Source organism: Stenotrophomonas sp. STEN225 (assembly GCF_056756445.1).
In genome coordinates this window covers 88,414-109,421 of the sequence record NZ_JBRRBV010000014.1, presented here as the reverse complement: position 1 = coordinate 109,421, position 21,008 = coordinate 88,414, and the positions used below count along the sequence as shown (strand labels likewise).

Below are 21,008 nucleotides of genomic sequence, written 5' to 3'. Positions count from 1 at the left end.
TGCCTGGATCTCCTGATCAGTTTTTCTTGGGGCGAACCTGGATGTGCACTTCGGCCAGCTGCTCGTCGACGATCGGCGACGGCGCGTCGGTCATCAGATCCTGTGCACCGGTGGTCTTCGGGAACGGGATGACGTCGCGGATCGACTCGGTACCGGCCATCAGCGCGGCGATGCGGTCGATGCCGAATGCGATGCCGCCGTGCGGCGGCGCGCCGTAGTTCAGCGCGTCGAGCAGGAAACCGAACTTCGCACGCGCTTCTTCGGCACCGATGCCGAGCAGCTCGAACACCGCGCTCTGCATGTCCGGGCGATGGATACGGATCGAGCCGCCGCCGATTTCATTGCCGTTGAGCACCATGTCGTAGCCGCGCGAGACCGCGGTACGGGCATTGGCGCGCAGGTCGGCGATATCGTCCACGGCCGGTGCGGTGAAGGGGTGATGCAGGGCGACATAGCGCTGCGCCTCGTCGTCCCATTCGAACATCGGGAAATCGGTGACCCACAACGGGCGCCAGCCATCGGCGACCAGGCCGAAGTCCTTGCCGGCCTTCAGGCGCAGTGCGCCCATGAAGTCGGAGACCTTGTTGTAGCCACCGGCACCGAAGAACACGATGTCACCCTTGCCGGCGCCGACGTGGGCAACCAGCGCGGCGAAGGCGTCTTCGCTGAAGAACTTCTGGATCGGCGAGCTGACCTCGCCGTTGTCGGCGATCTTGATGTAGGCCAGGCCCTTGGCGCCGTACTTGGCGGCGTGCGCAGCGTACTCATCGATCTGCTTGCGGCTCAACGCTGCGCCACCGGGGATGCGCAGCGCGGCGACGCGGCCATCGGCGTCGTTGGCCGGGCCGGTGAACACCGGGAACTCACTGCCCTTGACCAGCTCGGCCACGTCCACCAGTTCCAGCGCGATGCGCAGGTCCGGCTTGTCCGACCCATACCGGCGCATCGCTTCGGCCCAGGTCATGCGCGGGAAGCTGGCATCCAGGTCGACGTCCACCACTTCCTTGAAGATGGCGCGGATCATCTCTTCGACGAAATCCTGCACGTCGCGCTCGCGCACGAAGGCGAACTCCATGTCCAGCTGGGTGAATTCCAGCTGGCGGTCGGCACGCAGCGCTTCATCGCGGAAGCAGCGCGCGATCTGGTAGTAACGGTCGAAGCCGGCCACCATCAGAATCTGCTTGAACAGCTGCGGGCTTTGCGGCAGAGCGTAGAACTCGCCCGGATGCATGCGCGCCGGCACCAGGAAGTCGCGCGCGCCCTCCGGGGTGGCCTTGGTCAGGATCGGGGTTTCGATGTCCTGGAAGCCACGCGCATCCAGGTGACGGCGCAGCGCCTGCACCAGCTTGATGCGGGTGCGCTGCATGCGCTGCATTTCCGGGCGGCGCAGGTCCAGGTAGCGGTACTTCAGGCGGGTATCTTCGCCCGGATTCTCGTGAGCGTGGAACGGCAACGGCGCCGCCTTGTTCAGCACGGTAATGGCCGTGGCGATCACTTCCACCCTGCCGGTCGCCATCTTGTCGTTCACCGCGTGGCGGGCACGCACCACGCCTTCCACCTGCAGCACATCCTCGTAGCCCAGGCTGGCCGCGACCGCGAACACTTCGGCGTTGTCGACCTCGACCGTCACCTGCACGATGCCTTCATGATCGCGCAGATCGATGAAGCAGACGCCGCCCTGGTTACGGGCCACGTCGGTCCAGCCGGCGAGGGTGACAGTCTGGCCAATCAGGGTCTCGTCGACCAGGCCGCAGAAGTGGGTACGCATGGGGGAAAGCTCCGCTGGAGAACGCCGGCACCCGATGGGGCCGGAAAGCCCCGTATTCTGCGGCCGAGGCCCCGGCCGGGGCAAATGCGGGGCAGTCACACGGGCTTTATCCGTTCCGTCCTTATAGTCGCGCACCACACACCGTATGGGGATTCGCCATGAAAACGCTGTCCCTGGCCAGCCTGGCCGTCACCCTCAGCCTGGGCGCCCTCGCCGGGCTCACCCTCTCCCCCGCCCCCGCCGCCGCGCAGAACGGCGTCATCCGCTGCGAAAGCCAGAACAACCGCGAACGGGTCTGCACTACCGGCTGGCGCAGCGCGCAGCTGGTACGCCAGCTGTCCGGCTCGGCCTGCCAGGAAGGCCGTACCTGGGGCAGCCGCAACGGCAGCATCTGGGTCAACAACGGCTGCCGTGCCGAATTCGTCGAGGGTCGCGGCGGTTGGGGCGGTGGCAATGGCGGCTGGGGGGGCAACAACGGCGACACCATCCGCTGCGAAAGCCAGAACAACCGTGAACGCAGCTGTCCGGTCGGATGGCGCAATGCCCGCCTGGTCCGCCAGTTGTCCGGCAGTCCCTGCCAGGAAGGCCGCACCTGGGGCGTGCGCAATGGCGCGGTGTGGGTCAGCAATGGCTGCCGCGCCGAGTTCGCTGAAGCCCGCGGTGGCTGGGGCGGCGGCAACGGCGGCTGGGGCGGCGGCGGCAACAGCAATTACTCCATTACCTGCAGCAGCAACAACAACCGCACCCAGAACTGTGACTGGGACGAGCGCCAGGGCCGGCCCGTGCTGCAGCAGCAGCTGTCGGGCAGCGCCTGTCAGGAGGGCCGCAGCTGGGGCTATTCGCGGGGCCAGGTCTGGGTGAGCAACGGCTGCCGGGCCCGCTTCGGCACGCGCTGAGCGAACGAACCTGCGGGCGTGCGGCGGCATCGCCGCCGCCGCGCTCGCCGGGGATCGCCCGGCACTGTCAGGCCCGATTCGAGCGCTACGGTGCGATTGCCGGCGGGGCCTCGTCGCCCCACGGTGCCGGCGGCAACGCCACCGGCTTGCTCAGGTCGAACTGCACGCGGAAGCGGCGGCCTTCGGGACGGGTCAGCTCGTAGACGAAGCGCTGGTCCGGCTCGATCTCCATCGCCCACACGTTGTGGGTGGACGCCAGCATGTCGGCGCGGCGGAACATGGCCACCGAATCGGCATCGGCCGGGAACTGCTGGCGTTCGGCGGTACCCGGCGGACGGCTGTCGCCGCCATACAGGGTGATCGCATCAGGGCTGCCGTCGGCATGCCGGTGATCGTGCTTGAGCCGCAGCCCGCTCTCGGTGCGGGTCAGGACCCAGGTCCGCGAATGATCATCGCCAACATGGAAGGGGATGCGCAGCTCATGCCCGGGATCGGCACAGCCCCGCACGTGCATGACCAGCCGCTGCCCGGCGAAGGGGTCCTTGCCGGTCGGTGCCGGCGTGTCCTCCACCACTTTGCCCTCGTACGCCTGGCCGCAGTGGGCGGCGATCGCAGCCATGAAGGCGTCGGCCGGAGCCGTCGCCACGTCGTGGGCGACTGTATGCGAGGGCTGTGAGCAGGCTGCGAGCGTGAGCAGGGCGACAGAAGCAGTGACGAGGGCAGGCAGTTTCATGCCCCAACCCTAACGGCCATGGCCGGCCTGCGCAAACCACTGGCCCGTTCAACGCCCCGTGTCCACGCCCTCCGCCAGGGTCTCGGTTGCCGCCACCGGTGCGGCCTCGCCCGCCCCGACCGGTTCCTGCTCGACCGGGTCGACATCGAAGGGCGTGCGGAACACCAGCGAGGGCAGCAGGGTGGTCAGCGCCGCGTACAGCAGCAATGCGCCGAACAGCACCGCCGGAATCTGGAACCGCTCACGCATGATCGCGGCCAGGACCAGGGTGAAGATCAGCGTCGGCGCCAGCGCCAGCGACACGCGCAGACTGCTGCGGAAACTCTCACCGAACATCAGCCGGCGCTGCAGCCAGACCACGCCGATACGCAGCGGCAGCACCACCAGGGTGATCACGATGCCCAGCCCCAGCGCTTCGAAGCTCAATGCCTCGGCGGGAACCTTGGTGCCGGCATTGAAGAAGTAGAACGGCACGAAGAACGATGCGAACAGCCGCAGTGCATGCAGGTTCTCGTGCGAGGCCAGCAGCGGCATGCGCTGGTGCAGAAGCCGTGCGACCAGGCCTGCGATGAAGGCGCCCACCAGGTAATACACCCCCAGCAGGTAGGTGATGTAGGCAGCGACCATGCCGACCATGACCAGCAGCGAGAACTCCGAACCGGGCGCGTGCGGCGCCACCCAGCGACCCAGCGCGATGAACAGCAGCGGCAGGCCGACCATCATCGCCAGCAGGGCCAGGCTGGACAGGGCCATGTGACCGGGATCGCCGGCCTGCAGCACGATGAACAGTGCCGCCAGCGCCAGCAGCTCACCGGCGATGGCCTTGCTGGTCACCCAGAACCGCTCGTCCTCGCTCAGACCCAGCCGCGACAGCGAATCCATGATGAAACCCGTGGAGGGCGTCAGCAGCGCCAGGGCCAGCAGGCCCGCGGCCTGCCACGGCAGGCCGGCGTAGCGCCAGGCCAGCCAGCCGACGCCGAACAGGGTGGCGCTGCGCACCACAAGATGCGCCAGCAGGGGCCACATGCCACGGCGCAACGCCTGCAGATCGACCTCCAGACCTGCGAACAGGAACAGGGACGAGATGCCGAGCGTGGCCAGCAGCCCGATCACCGCGTCGTGCGCCTGGTCCCCGAGCCAGAGCATGCCGATGATCCCGAACAGCAGGCAGGTGAGCGGTGCGGGCAGGCTGAAGCGCTGCAGCGCGCGCGGGATCACCAGCAGCGCGAAGATCAGCAGCAGGTAGATCAACTCATGACTCATGGGGGACTTCCGTGTGGTTTCGAACGCGCGCAGGATGCGCGCGCACGACCCTCGGAGCAAGCCCGGCCCGGAGACGGGCGGGCGTCAGCCGATCAGCCTGTCCGCGATGCGTCCAACCTGCGCCAGGACGCTGGCGCGTTGATCGTTGCTGATGTCCGCAGCCTGCAGGTAGGCCGTAATCACCCAGGGTGCCCCTCCCCCCATGGGCCACAACACGGCGGTGTCATTGCGTGCATCCTCGCCATTGCTGCCGGTCTTGTCGCCCACCCGCCAGCGCGCGCCCAGCCCTGCGCGCAGGCACGCATCGCCGGTTTCGTTGTCGATCAGCCAGTCGGCCAGTTGCTGGCGCGCGCCCGGCGCCAGCGCATCGCCCAGCACCAGCCGCTGCAGGGTCGCGGCCATCGCCGCCGGCGTGGTGGTGTCACGTGGATCACCCTCGGCGAAGCTGTTCAGTTCCGGCTCGAGACGATCGCTGCGGGTCACGCTGTCGCCCTGAGCGCGCAGGAAGGCCGTCACGGCGGGCGGCCCGCCCACCACGTCGAACAACAGATTGGCCGCCGTGTTGTCGCTGGTGATGATCGTTGCCCGGCACAGGTCGCGTACGGTCAGATCCTTGCCGGCGTGGCGGCGCGCCACCGGCGCATGCGAGAGCAGGTCGGCCTCGCGCACCGGCACGCGCCTGTCCAGCAACCCGGGCACGCGCCGTGACTGGTCCAGCACCGTGGCCGCCAGCACCGTCTTGAACGTGCTGCACAGCGGGAACCGCTCATCCTGGCGATGGCCGATGCGGCGACCGCTGGCGGTATCCAGCACGGTCACGCCAAGCCGGCCCGCGCAGGCCTTTTCCAGGGCGGCAAAGTCCGTGGCGGCGGCGATCGCGCCGGCCGCCGCCGACGTGCCAACGCCCCTGCCGGCAGCACGGGCGATCAGCGGCAGAGCCAGTGAAGACACCACTGCTGAAGTACTGAACTGAAGGAATCGTCGACGGGGCAACATGCAGGACCTCCGGAAAGTGAACCCGATTATCGAAAGCCCCCGCCGCGCCTGACCAGCGCGTTTTTTCAGCACGTGCCATCAATTTCATTCATGCCTAAGAAGGGCATTCAACGGAGATTCCACGAGCCGTCCGGATCCCGCTACGATCAGTCATCATTTCAGCTCACGGCTTTCCGATGCTGCATCCGACTCTGCCGCTCAACGCCCTGCGCGCCTTCGAAGCAGCGGCCCGCCACCAGAACTTCACCCGCGCCGCGCTTGAGCTGTGCGTCAGCCAGGCCGCGTTGAGCCATCAGATCCGGGGGCTGGAGGACCGGCTGGGGATCCGCCTGTTCCATCGCCTGCCTCGCGGCGTCGCCCTCACCGATGAAGGCGCCGCGCTGTTCCCGGTGCTCAACGAAGCGTTCGAGCGCATCTCGGCCAGCATCGCGCGCTACACGGGGGGAGCGGCCCGCGAAGTGCTGACGCTGGGCGTGGTGGGCACCTTCGCCACCGGCTGGCTGCTGCCACGCCTGGCCGCGTTCGAGGCCACGCATCCGGATATCGAGCTTCGCGTGCAGACGCACAACAACCGCATCGATCTTGCCGGCGAAGGCCTGGACCTGGCCATCCGCTTCGGTGAGGGCGACTGGCAGGGGCAGGCCTGCACGGCGATCCTGGATGCGCCGTTCGCACCGCTGTGCGCCCCCGCCCTGGCACGCCGGCTGAAACAGCCGCGTGATCTGGGCACGCTGCCGCTGCTGCGCTCCTATCGCAATGACGAGTGGCCGCGCTGGCTGCAGGCGGCCGGGGTCAGCGGCGTGGAGGCGCGCGGGCCGGTATTCGATTCGTCGCTGACCCTGGCCATGGCCGCTGCCGGAGGGGCCGGCGTGGCCCTGCTGCCGCTGCGCATGTTCGAACAGGAACTGGCGGAAGGACGGCTGCTGCAGCCGTTCGCCACGACGCTGGAACTGGGCCGCTACTGGCTGACGAGGCTGCGCTCACGCGCCGAGCGTGAGCCTGCACGACGCTTCCGGGAATGGTTGCAGGCGCAGGGCTGACGCGCGCGAGCGGTAGCGCCGGGCCATGCCCGGCGAGCGCAGTGCATCGGGAACACCACCGGGCATGGCCCGGCGCCCTCCATCAGGACTCCAGCAGCTCCATCCAGGCAGCTTCAGCCTTTTCCAGCTGCGCAGCGGCCGTTTCGCGATCACGGCCCAGCACGGCCATGCGGGTGCTGTCGGCATAGTTGGCCGGGTCCGCCAGTTGACGGTCCAGTTCGGCCAGGCCGGCTTCCAGCTCGGCCACCTTGGCTTCCGCCGCGGCCAGCTTGTGCGGATTCACCGGCTTCTTCTGCACGACCTGCGCCACCGGTGCGGTCTTGACCACCACCGGCTCTTCCACCTGCTCCATGCGCGCCTTGGTGCCCTGCGCCTGCGGACGGGTGCGCAGCCACGCAGCATAGGCGTCGAGATCTCCGTCGAACGGCTCGACCACGCCATCGGCCACGCGCCAGTAGGTATCGCAGACCAGGCCGATCAGGTGGCGATCATGGGAGACCATCACGATCGCGCCTTCGAAGGTTGCCAGCGCTTCGGCCAGCGCCTCGCGCATTTCCAGGTCCAGGTGGTTGGTCGGTTCGTCCAGCAGCAGCACGTTCGGCTGCTGCCAGGCGATCAGCGCCAGCGCCAGGCGCGCACGCTCACCACCGGAGAAGCCATCGACCGGCTCGAATGCACGATCACCCGGGAAATTCCACTTGCCGAGAAAATCGCGGAACGACTGGTTCGGCGCATCCGGCGCGATCTCGCGGAAATGCTCCATCGGCGACTGGCCTTCGTGCAGCGACTCGACCGTGTGCTGTGCGAAGTAGCCGATCTTCAGGTCCGGATGGGCCATGCGCTCGCCGGCAATCGGTGCCAGCTCGCCCACCAGGGTCTTCACCAGGGTGGTCTTGCCGGCGCCGTTGGGGCCGAGCAGGCCGATACGCTGTCCCGCTTCCAGACCAAAGCCGACGTTGTGCAGGATCACGGCGTCCTGGCCATAGCCCGCCTCGACATGATTCAGGCGGATCAGCGAGAACGGCAGTTTGGCGGGCGGTGCGAACTCGATACGGAACTCGCGCTCGGCACGCACGGCCTCGGTACCGGCCAGCTTGGCCAGGCGCTTCATGCGGCTCTGCGCCTGCGCGGCCTTGCTGGCCTGCGCCTTGAAGCGGTCGATGAAGCTCTGCAGGTGGGCCCGCTCGGCCTGTTCCTTCTCGTGCGCGATCTGCTGCTGGCGCAGCTGCTCGGCACGTTGGCGCTCGAAATCGGTGTAGCCGCCCGGGTACAGCTTGGCGCCACCCCCATGCAGGTGCAGGGTGTGGGTGGCAACGTTGTCGAGGAACTCGCGGTCATGCGAGATCAGCAGCAGCGTGCCGGGGTACTTCAGCAGCCACTGTTCCAGCCAGTACACCGCATCCAGATCGAGGTGGTTGGTCGGTTCGTCGAGCAGCAGCAGGTCGCTGGGCATCATCAGCGCGCGGGCCAGGTTCAGGCGCACGCGCCAGCCACCGGAGAACGAGGACACCGCGCGGTGGTGGGTCTCGGCCGGGAATCCGAGGCCGTGCAGCAGCTTGCCGGCACGTGCTTCGGCGTCATAGGCGCCCATCTCGGCCATCCGGGTATGGGCATTGGCCACCGCCTCCCAGTCTTCACGGGCGGTCGCATCGGCCTCTTCGGCCAGCACGGCGGCCACTTCCGTATCGCCACCGAGCACGAAGCTCAACGCCGGATCCGGCAGCGACGGGGTTTCCTGGGCCACGCTGGCAATGCGGACCTTGCCGGGCAGGTCGACGTCGCCCTTGTCGGCCTCCAGTTCGCCCTTCACCGCCGCGAACAGGCTGGACTTGCCGGCACCGTTGCGGCCGACCACGCCCACCCGGTAACCGGCATGCAGGGTCAGGTCGACGTTGGACAACAGCAGCCGCTCGCCGCGGCGCAAGGCGAAATTACGAAGCGAAATCATCGGGGGAGGGGTCCATATAACCGGATGGAATGTGCTGGTGAGCACTGTTCCTGCGACGCAATTCTAGCGTTAACGAATACTTGACGCGCCCCGGGATGCGCAGCGGCTGGCGTTTCCTCTCTCCCACGTCCTCACCGCACGTGTCCCGGGCCCCTCTCATGATGATGCCCATCGCGGCTAAATGGTTGCTGCTGCAACGTTTTTTCCGATGGCCGGCATTTGACAGGCACTGAATATCCCGTTAATTCCTATTTTGCGCACCGCAACAACCGTCGTCCGCTTCACCTCGTGATGTCGATACCGGTGCCGTCCCCGCCAACCGGAGTTCCGTCCCGATGACCCGCAAGACCAGCCTGATCGCCGCCGCCGTCGCTGTCGCACTCGGTGGCTCTCCGTTCCTCGCCGCCGCCCAGCAGAGCGGTACTGCCGCCAACACACTGGACACCGTGATCGTCACCGGTACCCGCGTGGCCGACCGCACGGTCGCCGAATCGCAGTCCCCGATCGACATCATCACCCCCGAGGTTCTGCAGTCCACCGGCACCAGCGAACTGGCCACCGCGCTGTCGCGTGCCCTGCCCTCGCTGAACTTCCCGCGCCCGGCCCTGACCGACGGCACCAGCGGCGTGCGACCGGCGCAGCTGCGTGGCCTGTCACCGGACCAGGTGCTGGTGCTGGTCAACGGCAAGCGCCGCCACACCTCCGCCATGATCAACGTCAACGGCAGCATCGGCCGCGGCTCGTCGGCGGTGGACATCAATGCGATTCCGATCGCCGCCATCGAGCGCGTTGAAGTGCTGCGCGACGGCGCTTCGGCGCAGTACGGCTCGGACGCCATCGCCGGCGTCATCAACATCGTGCTCAAGGGCAGCGGCAGCGGCGGCAGCCTGGCTGTCGACTACGGCCAGTATTCGGCCGGCGATGGCAACAAGTACCAGCTCTCCGGCGATACCGGCGTGGAGTTCGGCAGCGGCCGTGGCCGCCTGCACGTGGCCGGGCAGATCAGCCAGCAGGATGAAAGCAACCGCGCCGGTCCTTACCAGGGCAGCACACCGAACACCGGCAATTTCCCTGGCATCGGCGAGACGACCTTCGTGGTCGGCGATCCGCGCGTGGATGCGACCGCCGCCTCGGCCAACGCCAGCTTCGACTTCAGCGACCGCGTTACCGGCTACGCCAGCGCGTTGCTCAGCAACCGCGACATCACCTCGTTCGCGTTCTACCGCTCGCGCAACCACAGTGGGCAGGGCGCCCTGCTGGCCCAGGTCTACCCCGACGGCTTCGTGCCGCAGATCAACCAGTACTCCAAGGACCGCTCGCTGGTGGCCGGCGTCAAGGGCAGCACCGACAGCGGCTGGACCTGGGACCTGAGCCTGAACCACGGCGAGAACACCCTGGATTTCCACACCCGCAACACCATCAACTACAGCCTGGGCACGGCCAGCCCGAGCTCGTTCTACGACGGCACGTTGAAGTACCAGCAGGACATCTTCAATGCCGACCTGACCAAGTCGCTGGACTGGGGCCTGGCCTATCCGGTGACGCTGTCCTTCGGTGGTGAGTACCGCAAGGAGAAGTGGGACCAGAACCCGGGCGAGCTGAATTCGTACACCGGCAGCGGCGCACAGGGCTTCGCCGGCTTCACCCCGACCAATGAAGTGCATACCGACCGCCACAACTATGCGGTCTACGCCGGCCTGGAAGCGGACCTGACCGAGAAGTTCTCCGCCGGCCTCACCGGGCGCTACGAAGACTATTCGGACTTCGGTGACCGCTTCTCCGGCAAGCTTTCGGCACGCTACGCGTTCACCGACAAGGTCGCGCTGCGGGCCACCGCGTCCAGTGGCTTCCGCGCGCCATCGCTGGGCCAGCAGGGCTACCAGGCGGTGACCAGCACCATCATCAACGGTGACTTCTTCGAACGCGGCACTTTCCCCACCACCAGCCCGGCCGCACAGGCGCTGGGCGCCTCGCCACTGAAGGCCGAGACCTCCACCAGCTACAGCCTGGGCCTGGTGCTGCAGCCGGTGGACCGCCTGTACGTGACCATCGATGCGTACCAGATCGACATTGACGATCGCATCGCGCTGTCCTCCAACATCACCACCACGCCGGCTGCAGCCGCGCTGCTGGGCGGGCTGGGCCTCCCGCAGGTGACGGCCTTCTCGTACTTCACCAACGCACTGGACACGCGCACGCGCGGCGTGGACTTCGTCTCCAGCTATACCGTGCCCTTCAGTGCCAGCAGCCTGGAGCTGACGGCGGCCTACAGCTACAACGAAACCGAAGTGAAGCGGGTGAACGGGTCTCCGTCGGTGTTCCCGACGCTGGGTATCTCGCAGTCGCTGATCGGCCGCGATGAGATCGGCCGCATCGAGGACAGCTATCCGCGCGACAAGGCGATCCTCAGCGGCACCTGGCGCTCGGATCATTGGGAGCTGGGCCTGGCGGCCACACGCTACGGCAAGTTCACCGTGCGCAATTCGGCCACCGCGCTGCGTGACCAGACCTACGGTGATGCCTGGGTAGTGGATGCCTCGGCCAGCTACAAGCCGAGCAGCAACTGGACCCTGACCGTCGGCGCGGACAATCTGCTGGACAAGTATCCGGACCGGACGGCGGACCTGCAGAACTCGACCTTCGGCATGCTGCCGTACAGCAACTACTCGCCGTTCGGCTTCAACGGCGCGTATGTGTACGGGCGTATCCGGTACACCTGGTAAGCGGCACCGGTAACGCCGGGCCGCGCCCGGCGGCGCGGTGGAACCTGCATCCCTTCTGTTCCGGCAGAAGGGATCGGCCCTGTACTGCTCAAACCATCCGTTCCACCTGCCGGGTTTGCTGCATCTGGCCGCTTGGGTGAAAATCGGGACATCCCCCTCCCCGAACCCTGCGAGTGCCGATGCACCATGACACCGACCTGATCAACATCGTCGCCGTTGGCCTGGGGCTCGCCTTCATCTTCGGCGCGCTGGCCAACAAGCTGCGCTTGTCTCCCCTGGTCGGGTATCTGGTTGCTGGCATCTGCGTGGGGCCATTCACCCCGGGGTTCGTCGCCGACCAGGCGCTGGCCAACCAGCTGGCCGAACTGGGCGTGATGCTGCTGATGTTCGGCGTCGGCCTGCACTTCTCGCTGAAGGACCTGATGGCGGTCAAGGCCATCGCGATCCCGGGTGCCATCGGCCAGATCGCGGTGGCCACCCTGCTCGGCTGGGGCGTGGCGTGGTTGATGGGCTGGCCGACGCTGCATGGGGTGATCTTCGGCTTCTCGCTGGCCACCGCCAGTACCGTGGTCCTGCTGCGGGCGATGGAAGAGCGCCGCCTGCTGGAGACCATGCGCGGCAAGATCGCAGTGGGCTGGCTGATCGTGGAGGATCTGGCCTGCGTACTGGCACTGGTGATGATGCCGGTGCTTGCCGGCGTGTTCGGCCCCGATGCGGCCAAGGAAACCCACACCGTCGGCAGCGTGCTGGCCGATCTGGGCTGGACGTTCGTGCAGCTTGGCCTGTTCGTGGCCGTGATGCTGGTGGTCGGTCGGCGGGTCATTCCCTGGATCCTCGAACGCATCGCCGGCACCGGCTCGCGCGAGCTGTTCACCCTGTCAGTGCTGGCGATCGCACTGGGCGTGGCCTTCGGTTCGGCCATGCTGTTCGGCGTGTCCTTCGCGCTGGGCGCGTTCTTCGCCGGGATGCTGCTCAACGAATCGGAACTGAGCCACAAGGCGGCGCATGATTCGCTGCCGCTGCGCGATGCGTTCGCGGTGCTGTTCTTCGTTTCGGTGGGCATGCTGTTCGACCCCAACATCGTCGTGCAGCATCCGTGGCAGGTACTGGCCACGGTGCTGATCATCATGTTCGGCAAGTCCGCCGCCGCCTTCTTCATTGTGCGTGCGTTCGGCCACCCGAGCAGCACCGCGCTGACCATCTCGGCCAGCCTGGCGCAGATCGGTGAGTTCGCCTTCATCATCGCCGGCCTCGGTGTCTCGCTGCAGATCCTGCCGAAGGAAGGACAGTCGCTGGTGCTGGCCGGTGCACTGGTGTCGATCATGCTCAACCCGCTGGTGTTCGGCCTGCTCGACCGCTGGCAGGCGAAGCAGGAGCAGCTGCCGCAGGCGCCGGAGCCGGAAGAAGCCACCGGGCCCTCGCGCGACCTGCATGACCACGCTATCGTGATCGGCTACGGCCGGGTTGGCAGCGAGCTGGCACAGGTGCTGCGCGACCGCGGCGTACCGGTGCTGGTGATCGATGACAACAAGGACCATGTCGAGCGTGCACATGCCAGTGGCCTCGCGGCGATCCGTGGCAGCGCCGCGGCCGACCGGGTGCTGGCCGAGGCCCACCCGGAGCGCGCCAAGATCGCCGTCCTGGCCATTCCGCAGCCATTGGAAGCCGGCGAAGCGCTGGCCAAACTGCGCGCGATCAATCCCGAGCTGACCCTGCTGGCACGGGCACACAGCGATGCTGAAGTGAAGCACCTGCTGGAACATGGCGCCGATGGCACGGTGATGGCCGAGCGCGAGCTGGCCTATTCGCTGGCGGAGATGATCATGTCCACCCCGCCCTACCGGAATCTCGGCCAGCACAGCATTCCGGTGGTGTGAGGCAGGGCGGATGGCGTAGCGCCGGGCCATGCCCGGCGGCTGCCATGAAAAATCCCCGGTCGACCCGCATCGACCGGGGATAGGTAACACCAGTGCCACGCCTTGGAGAGGCAGCTCCACCGTAGCGCATCGCGGCGGCGGTGGTGATCGCCACTGGCGATGACGACCAAGCGCCTGGCTATCAGGCGCCGGCCAGCGCCTGCTGCAGGTCGGCCTGCAGGTCGCCGATGTGCTCGATGCCGATCGACAGCCGCACCGTGTCTTCGCTGACCCCGGCACGGGCCAGTTCATCGGCATCCAGCTGGCGATGGGTGGTGGATGCCGGATGGGTGGCCAGCGACTTGGCGTCACCCAGGTTGACCAGCCGCGTGAACAGCTTCAGTGCGTCCAGGAAGCGGGCACCGGCCTCACGTCCGCCAGGAAGGCCGAAGGTCAGCACGCCTGAGCCCTGCCCACGCAGGTAACGCTGTGCGCCCGCATGCTCAGGGTCATCCGGCAGGCCGGCATAGCGCACCCACGCCACCTTGGGATGCTGCTTCAGATACTGCGCCACGGCCAGCGCGTTGGCGTTGATCCGTTCCATGCGCAGGGCCAGGGTCTCGATGCCCTGCAGGATGAGGAACGCATTGAACGGCGACAGCGCCGCGCCGGTATTGCGCAGCGGCACCACCCGCGCACGGCCGATGTAGGCGGCCGGGCCGAGGGCGTCGGTGTAGACCACACCGTGATAGCTCGGGTCCGGCTGGTTGAGACGGGCGAAACGCTGTGGCTGCGCCGTCCAGTCGAAGCGGCCCGAATCGATGATCGCTCCCCCCAGACTGTTGCCATGGCCGCCGAGGTACTTGGTCAGCGAGTGCACCACGATATCCGCGCCATGCTCGAACGGGCGCAGCAGGAAAGGCGTGGCAACCGTGTTGTCGACAATCAAGGGCACGCCGGCGGCATGGGCGACTTCGGCAATCGCGGCGATGTCGGTGACATTCCCGCGTGGATTGCCGATCGACTCGACGAACACCGCCTTGGTACGGCTGTCGATGAGGGGAGCAAAGGCTGACGGATCGGCCGGGTCGGCGAACCGCGCCTGGATGCCGTACTGCGGCAGCGTATGCGCCAGCAGATTGAGGCTGCCGCCATACAGCGCACTGGCGGCGACGATGTTGTCGCCTGCTTCGGCGATGGTCTGGATCGCATAGGTGATCGCAGCCTGCCCGGAGGCCAGCGCCAGCGCACCGATCCCGCCTTCCAGCGCGGCCAGACGTTGCTCCAGCACGTCGGTGGTGGGATTCATGATGCGGGTATAGATGTTGCCCTGCACCTTCAGATCGAACAGATCGGCGCCGTGCTGGGTGTCATCGAAGGCGTAGGCCACGGTCTGGTAGATGGGCACCGCCACTGCGCGCGTGGTCGGGTCGGGCCGGTAGCCGCCGTGCACGGCCAGGGTTTCCAGTTGCCACTGCGGATCACTCATCGCGTCAGGTTCCATCCGGGGAAACCTGCACGATAGGCGACCCCACCGCGCACGCTGAGAGCCGCTGGCGATGAGCCCGTAACCTGTGGTTATCAGGACCTGCCCGGCAGCCCGCAGGTTCCCGCCCCCATGGGCGGGAACCCGGCTGACATCAGGCCTTGGCGAACACCAGGTGACCGCCGTCGTTGCCGACCTCGATGGTGTCACCGTTGGCGAAGGCGCCCGACAGGATCTTCTGTGCCAGCGGATTCTCCAGCTGCGACTGGATCGCGCGCTTCAGCGGGCGTGCGCCGTATACCGGATCGAAGCCCACATTGCCCAGCAGGTCGAACGCGGCGTCGGACACCACCAGCTTCAGGCCGCGCTCGGCCAGCCGCTTCTCCAGCCCGCGCATCTGGATGCGCGCGATCTGCTTGATCTGCTGCTTGTCCAGCGGGTGAAACACCACGATATCGTCGAGGCGGTTGATGAACTCCGGACGGAAGTGCGCCTGCACCACCCCCATCACCGCGGCCTTCATCTGCATGTAGGCCTCCGGGCTGTCGTCACCGCTCATGTCCTGGATCTGGTGCGAGCCCAGGTTCGAGGTCATCACGATGACGGTATTGCGGAAGTCCACCGTGCGGCCCTGGCCATCGGTCAGGCGGCCATCGTCCAGCACCTGCAGCAGGATGTTGAACACGTCCGGATGCGCCTTCTCGACCTCGTCGAGCAGGATCAGCGAGTACGGACGGCGACGCACGGCTTCGGTCAGGTAGCCCCCTTCCTCATAGCCGACGTAGCCCGGAGGTGCACCGATCAGGCGGGCGACGCTGTGCTTCTCCATGAACTCGCTCATGTCGATGCGGACCATCGCGTCGGCGCTGTCGAACAGGAATTCGGCCAGGGACTTGCACAGTTCGGTCTTGCCGACGCCGGTCGGGCCCAGGAACAGGAACGAGCCGGCAGGCCGGTTCGGGTCGGACAGGCCCGCGCGTGAGCGACGCACCGCGTCGGACACCACCTTGATCGCCTCTTCCTGGCCGACCACGCGGTTGTGCAGCACCTCTTCCATCCGCAACAGCTTGTCGCGCTCTCCTTCGAGCATCTTGTTCACCGGGATGCCGGTCCAGCGCGACACGACCTCGGCGATCTCCTCATCGGTCACCCGGTCCTGCACCAGCTTGAAGTCCTTGTGCTCGGCTTCCTGGGCAGCCGCCAGCTGCTTTTCCAGTTGGGGCAGCAGCCCATACTGGATCTCGCTCATCCTGGCGAAATCCTGCCGGCGCTGCGCGGCTTCCAGCTCCAGCTTGGCCTGCTCCACCTGCTCCTTGATCTTCGTTGCGCCCTGCAGCGCGGCCTTCTCCGACTTCCAGATTTCATTGAGGTCGGAGAATTCGCGCTCCAGCACCTCGATGTCATTCTCCAGATCGGCAAGGCGCTGCCGCGAGGCATCGTCCTTCTCCTTCTTCAGCATTTCGCGCTGGATCTTCAGCTGGATCACGCGCCGCTCCAGCCGATCCAGTTCCTCGGGCTTGGAGTCGATCTCCATGCGCAGGCGCGAGGCGGCCTCGTCCATCAGATCGATGGCCTTGTCCGGCAGCTGGCGGTCGGTGATGTAGCGGTTGGACAGCGTGGCCGCAGCAACGATCGCCGGGTCGGTGATCTCAACGCCGTGGTGCAGGGCGTACTTCTCCTTCAGCCCACGCAGGATGGCAATGGTGTCCTCCACCGAAGGCTCGCCCACGAATACCTTCTGGAAGCGGCGTTCCAGTGCGGCATCCTTCTCGATGTACTTGCGGTACTCGTCCAGCGTGGTGGCACCGATGCAGTGCAGCTCGCCGCGCGCCAGCGCCGGCTTCAGCATGTTGCCGGCGTCCATCGCACCGTCGGCCTTGCCGGCCCCGACCATGGTGTGCAGCTCATCGATGAACAGGATGATCTGCCCTTCGTTCTTGGCCAGGTCGTTCAATACGCCCTTCAGTCGCTCCTCGAATTCACCGCGGAACTTGGCGCCGGCGATCAACGCGCCCATGTCCAGTGACAGCACGCGCTTGCCGCGCAGGCCCTCAGGCACTTCGTCGTTGATGATGCGCTGGGCCAGCCCTTCCACGATCGCGGTCTTGCCCACGCCGGGTTCCCCGATCAGCACGGGGTTGTTCTTGGTCCGGCGCTGCAGTACCTGGATGGTGCGGCGGATTTCCTCGTCACGGCCGATCACCGGGTCCAGCTTGCCGCTCTCGGCGCGCGCGGTCAGGTCGATGGTGTACTTCTCCAGCGCCTGGCGCTGCTCTTCGGCGTTCTCCGACTGCACGTTCTCGCCGCCGCGCAGCTTGTCGATCGCCGACTGCAGGCGCGCCTTGTCGGCACCGGCGGCGCGCAGCGCCATGCCGAGCGTGCCGCCATCCTCCAGCGCCGCCAGCACGAACCACTCGCTGGCGATGAAGGCATCGCCGTGCTGCTGGGCCAGCTTGTCGGTGTGGTTGAGCAGGCGGTTGAGATCATTGCCGATCGACAGGTTGCCGGCCTGCCCGGACACCTTCGGCAGCGCGTCCAGCGCCTCGTCCAGGCGCTCGCGCAGCACCGGTACATTGACACCGGCCTGCGCCAGCAGCGGACGCGTGCTGCCGCCCTGCTGGTCCAGCAGTGCGCTGAACACGTGGACCGGTTCGATGATGCTGTTGTCGCGGCCCACGGCCAACGACTGCGCGTCCGCCAGCGCCTGCTGGAAACGCGAGGTGAGCTTGTCCATCCGCATTGCGAATCCTCATCGGTCGTCAGTGCCGGCCCGTGCCGGCGATGCTGGAAAGATGCGGTTGCACCACCCGGTTTCAAGGGTGGCTGCGACTGCACCCCGGGGCCAGTCAGCCTGGGGCCAGCATGCCGGAGCGGGTGTGGTCGGCGCGTTGATCCGGATCAGTTACGCATGGCGGGCCGCGCCCGCGATCGCTCAGCGCGCGATCGCGCTGCGGATCGCCCGGAGCTGCTGCTTGACCGCCCGCGATTGCGCCACATCCATGCGCAGCAGGGCCTTCTGGCCAATCGAGCGCGCCTGCAGATCCGGATCCACGAAGCGGTAGCGACCCCGTTCATCGCGTTGAACGAGGGGCGCCTGCTGCGGCTCCGGGGTCTCCAGCAGATGGTCGATCACCGCCACCAGGCGATCATTGAAGTAGCCCTCTGGCCGCCCAAGATCGACATAGGCCTGCTGGATCAACGGGTAGAAGCGCTTGTACGCCGTCGCCGTTGCCGCCGCGTCCAGCGCGGTGAATGCCTGCACATAGGGCGCATAGCGCGCGGCGTTGCTGGCGGCGATGCGTTCCCCGCCCTCGCCCGGCTCGACCTGCAGGCTCCCCGGCAGAGGCCGCGCGGCCAATGCGGTCGGCGGAACACTGGGCTTGTCCAGATTGTCGACCTGGGTCACCAGGCGCTGGATCAGGTGATCGCGCAGCAGCAGGGTGAGCGGCCCCTCCCCCTGGAACAGCTGACTCAATGCGCTCCAGGCCGCGATATCGCTGTCGGCCAGTTTCGGCAGCGCGGGATCGGCCGCGGCTTCGGTGTCCAGCGGATGCTGGATGGCGGGCGGCGCCGGTGCGGTTTCTGCGGCCGCCTTCGGTTGTGGCGGTGCGCCAGCACTGGCGGGGGGCGACTGCACCGGCACCGGGACACCGTCCGCCAGGCTCTTGAGCTGATCGCGGAACAGCCAACCGCCCGCGCCACCGATCACCACCACACCCAGCACCCAGGGCCATACCGCCTTTCCACTCTGCATGATGCAGTCCCTCGTTTTCCATCTGCATGGACAAGGTGTGACCCTCTCGATTCCCGAGGGTTCCCCGCGTGTTCCGCTGCCGTTGGGGTTGGCGCCGCACGCAGGGCACGCTCACGCCTGCTTTGCGCGCGCTGCGCGAGGCTGTGCATCTTGTCGTGGGGAGACCGTGCCATGCACTACGCGTTGTACTACTGGACCGGCATCCAGGGACGTGGCGAATTCGTACGATTGGCCTTGGAAGACGCTGGCGCCGACTACATCGACATGGCGCGGATACATGGCGACGCCGTGATGCAGCCCTTTCTCGATGGCCGCAGTGAGGGCGCGCAGCCGTTCGCACCCCCGTTCCTCAAGGCGGGGCGACAGGTCATCGCGCAGGTCGCAGCGATCCTGGATTTTCTCGGCCCGACCCTGGATCTGGTGCCGCAGGCCACGTCGCGGCGCATGCAGGCGCTGCAGTTGCAGCTGACCATTGCCGACCTGGTGGCTGAAGTACACGACACCCACCATCCGATTGCCGCGTCGAAGTACTACGAGGAACAGAAGACCGAAGCCAAGGCACGTGCGGCGTCATTGCGCAGCGAGCGGCTGCCGAAGTTCCTCGGCTATTTCGAGCAGGTGCTGGCGGCCAACGGTGGCCGCCATGCACTACGCGAGCACTCCTACGTGGATCTGTCGCTGTTCCAGCTGATGAGCGGGCTGGACTACATGTTCCCGCGCCGGATGCAGGCACTCACGCCGCGCCTGCCCCTGCTGCGGGCACTGCAGGAGCGGGTGGCGAAGCGACCGAACATCGCTGCCTATCTCGCGTCGGAGCGGCGATTGGCGCTCAACACCAACGGCATCTTCCGCCACTACCCCGAGCTGGACGGAGAGCGGTAGCGCCGGGCTATGCCCGGCGTTCCCGGTCAATGATCGGCGCGATCACCCAACAGCTTCACCGCCTGCTTCTGCAGCGACAACAGCCCCAGCAGCAGTGCCAGCGCCACGTAAGCCCCCGCAAACTGCCAGCTGATGGTACGCGCCAGGCCTTCAAGGTCCCACGGCAGATAGATGCCGCCGCGCGGATCCACCGAGTGGATCAGGCCGAACAGGGTCAGCACAGCCGCCACCAGCAGGAAGCCGCAGGCGCGGCGCAGACGGCCGTCAACCATCGCGGCCACGGCGGAAATCCACAGCATCGAGGTGATGATGAAGCCGTTGCCCAGAGTGAAGATCACCGCCAGTTCCGGCAGGCCGTGTCCATCGAGCGTGGTCAGCAGCTGCGGCAGCTGGTCCGGTGCGATCCAGCCCGGCGCTTTGATCGCCAGCAGGTAGGCCACCGAAGGCAGGAAGCCGAACACCATCGCTCCGGCGTGCTGTCGCGGTGTGGCCTGGAAGGCCTGGGTGGTGATGTCGATGGCGACGTACACGATGATCGGCGCCAGCACCGCCAGCGGCAGCCACTGCACCAGCCCGGAAATGATGCCCAGCATGCCGCCGATGCCGACGAACAGGCCCGTCAGCAGCGTGTACCCGCTGCGTGCGCCCATGTGCTTGTATGCAGGCTGGCCGATGTAGGGGGTGGTCTGCGCGACACCGCCGCAGACACCGGCCACCAGCGTGGCCACCGCTTCCACCAGCAGGATATCGCGGGTGCGGTAATCATCCCCGGCCGCGCGCGCGCTCTCGGACACGTTGATGCCACCGACCACCATCAGCAGGCCGAACGGCAACAGCAGCGGCAGGTAGGTCATTGCCGTGGGCAGGCCGTCCAGGAAGCCCAGCGTCGGCAGCGGCAGCACCACCTGCGGCGGCGTCCACGCCGGCACGTGGAAGCCGGGGGCCCCCAGTCCCGCCAGACCGAGGCCGTAGTACAGGACGGTGCCGAACACGAATGCCAGCAGCACACCCGGGCCACGCACCGGCAGCCGGCCCTTGGCGATCAGCACATACAGCAGCAGGCCCAACGTGGTGAAGCCGACCAGTGGCGAACGCAGGGTTTCCAACAACGGCAGCAGGCCCATCAGTACCAGCGCGATGCCGGCGATGGAGCCGAGCAACGCTGCACGCGGCAGCGCGCGGGTGACGGCTTCGCCGAAGAAGGAGAGCACCAGCTTGAGCGCGCCCATGATGACCAGCGCCGCCATGCCCAGCTGCCAGGTCGCAATGCCGGCGGCATGCGGATCCATGCCCTGCTGCTTAAACGCGACGAACGCCGGACCGAGCACCAGCAATGCCATGCCGATGCTGGTAGGCGCATCCAGCCCCAGCGGCATCGCCGTGACGTCATCACGCCCTGTGCGTGCCGCCAACCGGCGCGCCATCAACGTGTACAGCAGATTGCCGATCAGCACGCCGAAGGCGGTACCGGGAAACATGCGGCCGAACACCACGTCGGCGGGAAACTGGAAGATGCCGACCAACGCCATGGCGATGAAGCCGAGGATGGAGAGGTTGTCGACGACCAGGCCGAAGAAGCCATTGAAGTCACCGGCGACGAACCAGCGACGCGGTGCGGCGGAAGCGGGAGCGGACATGGAAGGGGCGATGGGGGTGGGGAGCG

The 21,008-nt window shown here is 67.1% G+C and carries 14 protein-coding genes; 5 read left to right on the top strand and 9 right to left on the bottom strand.

Annotated features, from left to right (window positions below):
- Nucleotides 1–16: 16 nt before the first annotated feature.
- Nucleotides 17–1,768, bottom strand: coding sequence for an aspartate--tRNA ligase (gene aspS, locus ACVOJ1_RS14345; RefSeq protein WP_053519369.1), 1,752 nt, complete (start codon nucleotides 1,766–1,768; stop codon nucleotides 17–19).
- Nucleotides 1,769–1,926: 158 nt separating this feature from the next.
- On the opposite strand from aspS, the gene ACVOJ1_RS14340 reads away from it, so the two are divergent.
- On the top strand, nucleotides 1,927–2,664 hold the full coding sequence (locus ACVOJ1_RS14340; RefSeq protein WP_065174757.1) for a DUF3011 domain-containing protein: 738 nt from the start codon (nucleotides 1,927–1,929) through the stop codon (nucleotides 2,662–2,664).
- An 85-nt stretch (nucleotides 2,665–2,749) separates the two neighbouring features.
- On the opposite strand, the gene ACVOJ1_RS14335 is transcribed toward ACVOJ1_RS14340, so the two are convergent.
- From ACVOJ1_RS14335 to blaL2, 3 genes are all read right to left on the bottom strand, one after another.
- Nucleotides 2,750–3,397: a hypothetical protein gene (locus ACVOJ1_RS14335; protein WP_346480566.1), complete on the bottom strand. Its 648-nt coding sequence runs from the start codon at nucleotides 3,395–3,397 to the stop codon at nucleotides 2,750–2,752.
- Nucleotides 3,398–3,445: 48 nt separating this feature from the next.
- Complete coding sequence (locus ACVOJ1_RS14330; protein WP_197572676.1) at nucleotides 3,446–4,660, bottom strand: cation:proton antiporter; 1,215 nt, start codon at nucleotides 4,658–4,660, stop codon at nucleotides 3,446–3,448.
- An 84-nt stretch (nucleotides 4,661–4,744) separates the two neighbouring features.
- Nucleotides 4,745–5,656 carry a L2 family extended-spectrum class A beta-lactamase gene (gene blaL2, locus ACVOJ1_RS14325; protein ID WP_193396486.1) on the bottom strand — a complete coding sequence of 304 codons (912 nt, stop codon included), beginning with the start codon at nucleotides 5,654–5,656 and terminating at the stop codon, nucleotides 4,745–4,747.
- 176 nt (nucleotides 5,657–5,832) lie between these two features.
- Between blaL2 and ampR the strand changes: the two genes are divergently transcribed.
- On the top strand, nucleotides 5,833–6,696 hold the full coding sequence (gene ampR, locus ACVOJ1_RS14320; protein WP_053519379.1) for a LysR family transcriptional regulator AmpR: 864 nt from the start codon (nucleotides 5,833–5,835) through the stop codon (nucleotides 6,694–6,696).
- An 82-nt stretch (nucleotides 6,697–6,778) separates the two neighbouring features.
- Here the strand turns inward: ampR and ACVOJ1_RS14315 are convergent, their stop codons facing one another.
- Nucleotides 6,779–8,644, bottom strand: a complete 1,866-nt coding sequence (locus ACVOJ1_RS14315; protein WP_053519381.1) for an ABC-F family ATP-binding cassette domain-containing protein — start codon at nucleotides 8,642–8,644, stop codon at nucleotides 6,779–6,781.
- Between the two features lie 335 nt (nucleotides 8,645–8,979).
- On the opposite strand from ACVOJ1_RS14315, the gene ACVOJ1_RS14310 reads away from it, so the two are divergent.
- Complete coding sequence (locus tag ACVOJ1_RS14310) at nucleotides 8,980–11,367, top strand: TonB-dependent receptor plug domain-containing protein (protein ID WP_074899615.1); 2,388 nt, start codon at nucleotides 8,980–8,982, stop codon at nucleotides 11,365–11,367.
- Nucleotides 11,368–11,546: 179 nt separating this feature from the next.
- A complete protein-coding gene (gene ybaL, locus ACVOJ1_RS14305) occupies nucleotides 11,547–13,244 on the top strand; it encodes a YbaL family putative K(+) efflux transporter (RefSeq protein WP_053519386.1) in 1,698 nt (565 codons plus the stop codon).
- Nucleotides 13,245–13,425: 181 nt separating this feature from the next.
- Here ybaL and ACVOJ1_RS14300 read toward each other — a convergent pair whose 3' ends face one another.
- From ACVOJ1_RS14300 to ACVOJ1_RS14290, 3 genes are all read right to left on the bottom strand, one after another.
- Nucleotides 13,426–14,712 carry an O-acetylhomoserine aminocarboxypropyltransferase/cysteine synthase family protein gene (locus ACVOJ1_RS14300; RefSeq protein WP_053519387.1) on the bottom strand — a complete coding sequence of 429 codons (1,287 nt, stop codon included), beginning with the start codon at nucleotides 14,710–14,712 and terminating at the stop codon, nucleotides 13,426–13,428.
- A gap of 151 nt (nucleotides 14,713–14,863) precedes the next feature.
- Nucleotides 14,864–17,449: an ATP-dependent chaperone ClpB gene (gene clpB, locus ACVOJ1_RS14295; protein ID WP_111187257.1), complete on the bottom strand. Its 2,586-nt coding sequence runs from the start codon at nucleotides 17,447–17,449 to the stop codon at nucleotides 14,864–14,866.
- 192 nt (nucleotides 17,450–17,641) lie between these two features.
- Nucleotides 17,642–18,463, bottom strand: coding sequence for a DUF3014 domain-containing protein (locus ACVOJ1_RS14290; RefSeq protein ID WP_277381025.1), 822 nt, complete (start codon nucleotides 18,461–18,463; stop codon nucleotides 17,642–17,644).
- Nucleotides 18,464–18,634: 171 nt separating this feature from the next.
- Between ACVOJ1_RS14290 and ACVOJ1_RS14285 the strand changes: the two genes are divergently transcribed.
- Nucleotides 18,635–19,345, top strand: a complete 711-nt coding sequence (locus ACVOJ1_RS14285; RefSeq protein ID WP_277381026.1) for a glutathione S-transferase — start codon at nucleotides 18,635–18,637, stop codon at nucleotides 19,343–19,345.
- A gap of 26 nt (nucleotides 19,346–19,371) precedes the next feature.
- Here ACVOJ1_RS14285 and ACVOJ1_RS14280 read toward each other — a convergent pair whose 3' ends face one another.
- The gene (locus tag ACVOJ1_RS14280) at nucleotides 19,372–20,982 is read right to left on the bottom strand and encodes a SulP family inorganic anion transporter (protein WP_346480565.1); all 1,611 of its coding nucleotides are present in this window, start codon (nucleotides 20,980–20,982) and stop codon (nucleotides 19,372–19,374) included.
- Nucleotides 20,983–21,008: the final 26 nt, after the last annotated feature.

What these genes read in the sequence shown, in the direction of transcription:
- aspS (WP_053519369.1), bottom strand. Translation starts at nt 1,768, where the DNA reads ATGCGTACCCACTTCTGCGGCCTGGTCGACGAGACCCTGATTGGCCAG.
- ACVOJ1_RS14340 (WP_065174757.1), top strand. Translation starts at nt 1,927, where the DNA reads ATGAAAACGCTGTCCCTGGCCAGCCTGGCCGTCACCCTCAGCCTGGGC.
- ACVOJ1_RS14335 (WP_346480566.1), bottom strand. Translation starts at nt 3,397, where the DNA reads ATGAAACTGCCTGCCCTCGTCACTGCTTCTGTCGCCCTGCTCACGCTC.
- ACVOJ1_RS14330 (WP_197572676.1), bottom strand. Translation starts at nt 4,660, where the DNA reads ATGAGTCATGAGTTGATCTACCTGCTGCTGATCTTCGCGCTGCTGGTG.
- blaL2 (WP_193396486.1), bottom strand. Translation starts at nt 5,656, where the DNA reads ATGTTGCCCCGTCGACGATTCCTTCAGTTCAGTACTTCAGCAGTGGTG.
- ampR (WP_053519379.1), top strand. Translation starts at nt 5,833, where the DNA reads ATGCTGCATCCGACTCTGCCGCTCAACGCCCTGCGCGCCTTCGAAGCA.
- ACVOJ1_RS14315 (WP_053519381.1), bottom strand. Translation starts at nt 8,644, where the DNA reads ATGATTTCGCTTCGTAATTTCGCCTTGCGCCGCGGCGAGCGGCTGCTG.
- ACVOJ1_RS14310 (WP_074899615.1), top strand. Translation starts at nt 8,980, where the DNA reads ATGACCCGCAAGACCAGCCTGATCGCCGCCGCCGTCGCTGTCGCACTC.
- ybaL (WP_053519386.1), top strand. Translation starts at nt 11,547, where the DNA reads ATGCACCATGACACCGACCTGATCAACATCGTCGCCGTTGGCCTGGGG.
- ACVOJ1_RS14300 (WP_053519387.1), bottom strand. Translation starts at nt 14,712, where the DNA reads ATGAGTGATCCGCAGTGGCAACTGGAAACCCTGGCCGTGCACGGCGGC.
- clpB (WP_111187257.1), bottom strand. Translation starts at nt 17,449, where the DNA reads ATGCGGATGGACAAGCTCACCTCGCGTTTCCAGCAGGCGCTGGCGGAC.
- ACVOJ1_RS14290 (WP_277381025.1), bottom strand. Translation starts at nt 18,463, where the DNA reads ATGCAGAGTGGAAAGGCGGTATGGCCCTGGGTGCTGGGTGTGGTGGTG.
- ACVOJ1_RS14285 (WP_277381026.1), top strand. Translation starts at nt 18,635, where the DNA reads ATGCACTACGCGTTGTACTACTGGACCGGCATCCAGGGACGTGGCGAA.
- ACVOJ1_RS14280 (WP_346480565.1), bottom strand. Translation starts at nt 20,982, where the DNA reads ATGTCCGCTCCCGCTTCCGCCGCACCGCGTCGCTGGTTCGTCGCCGGT.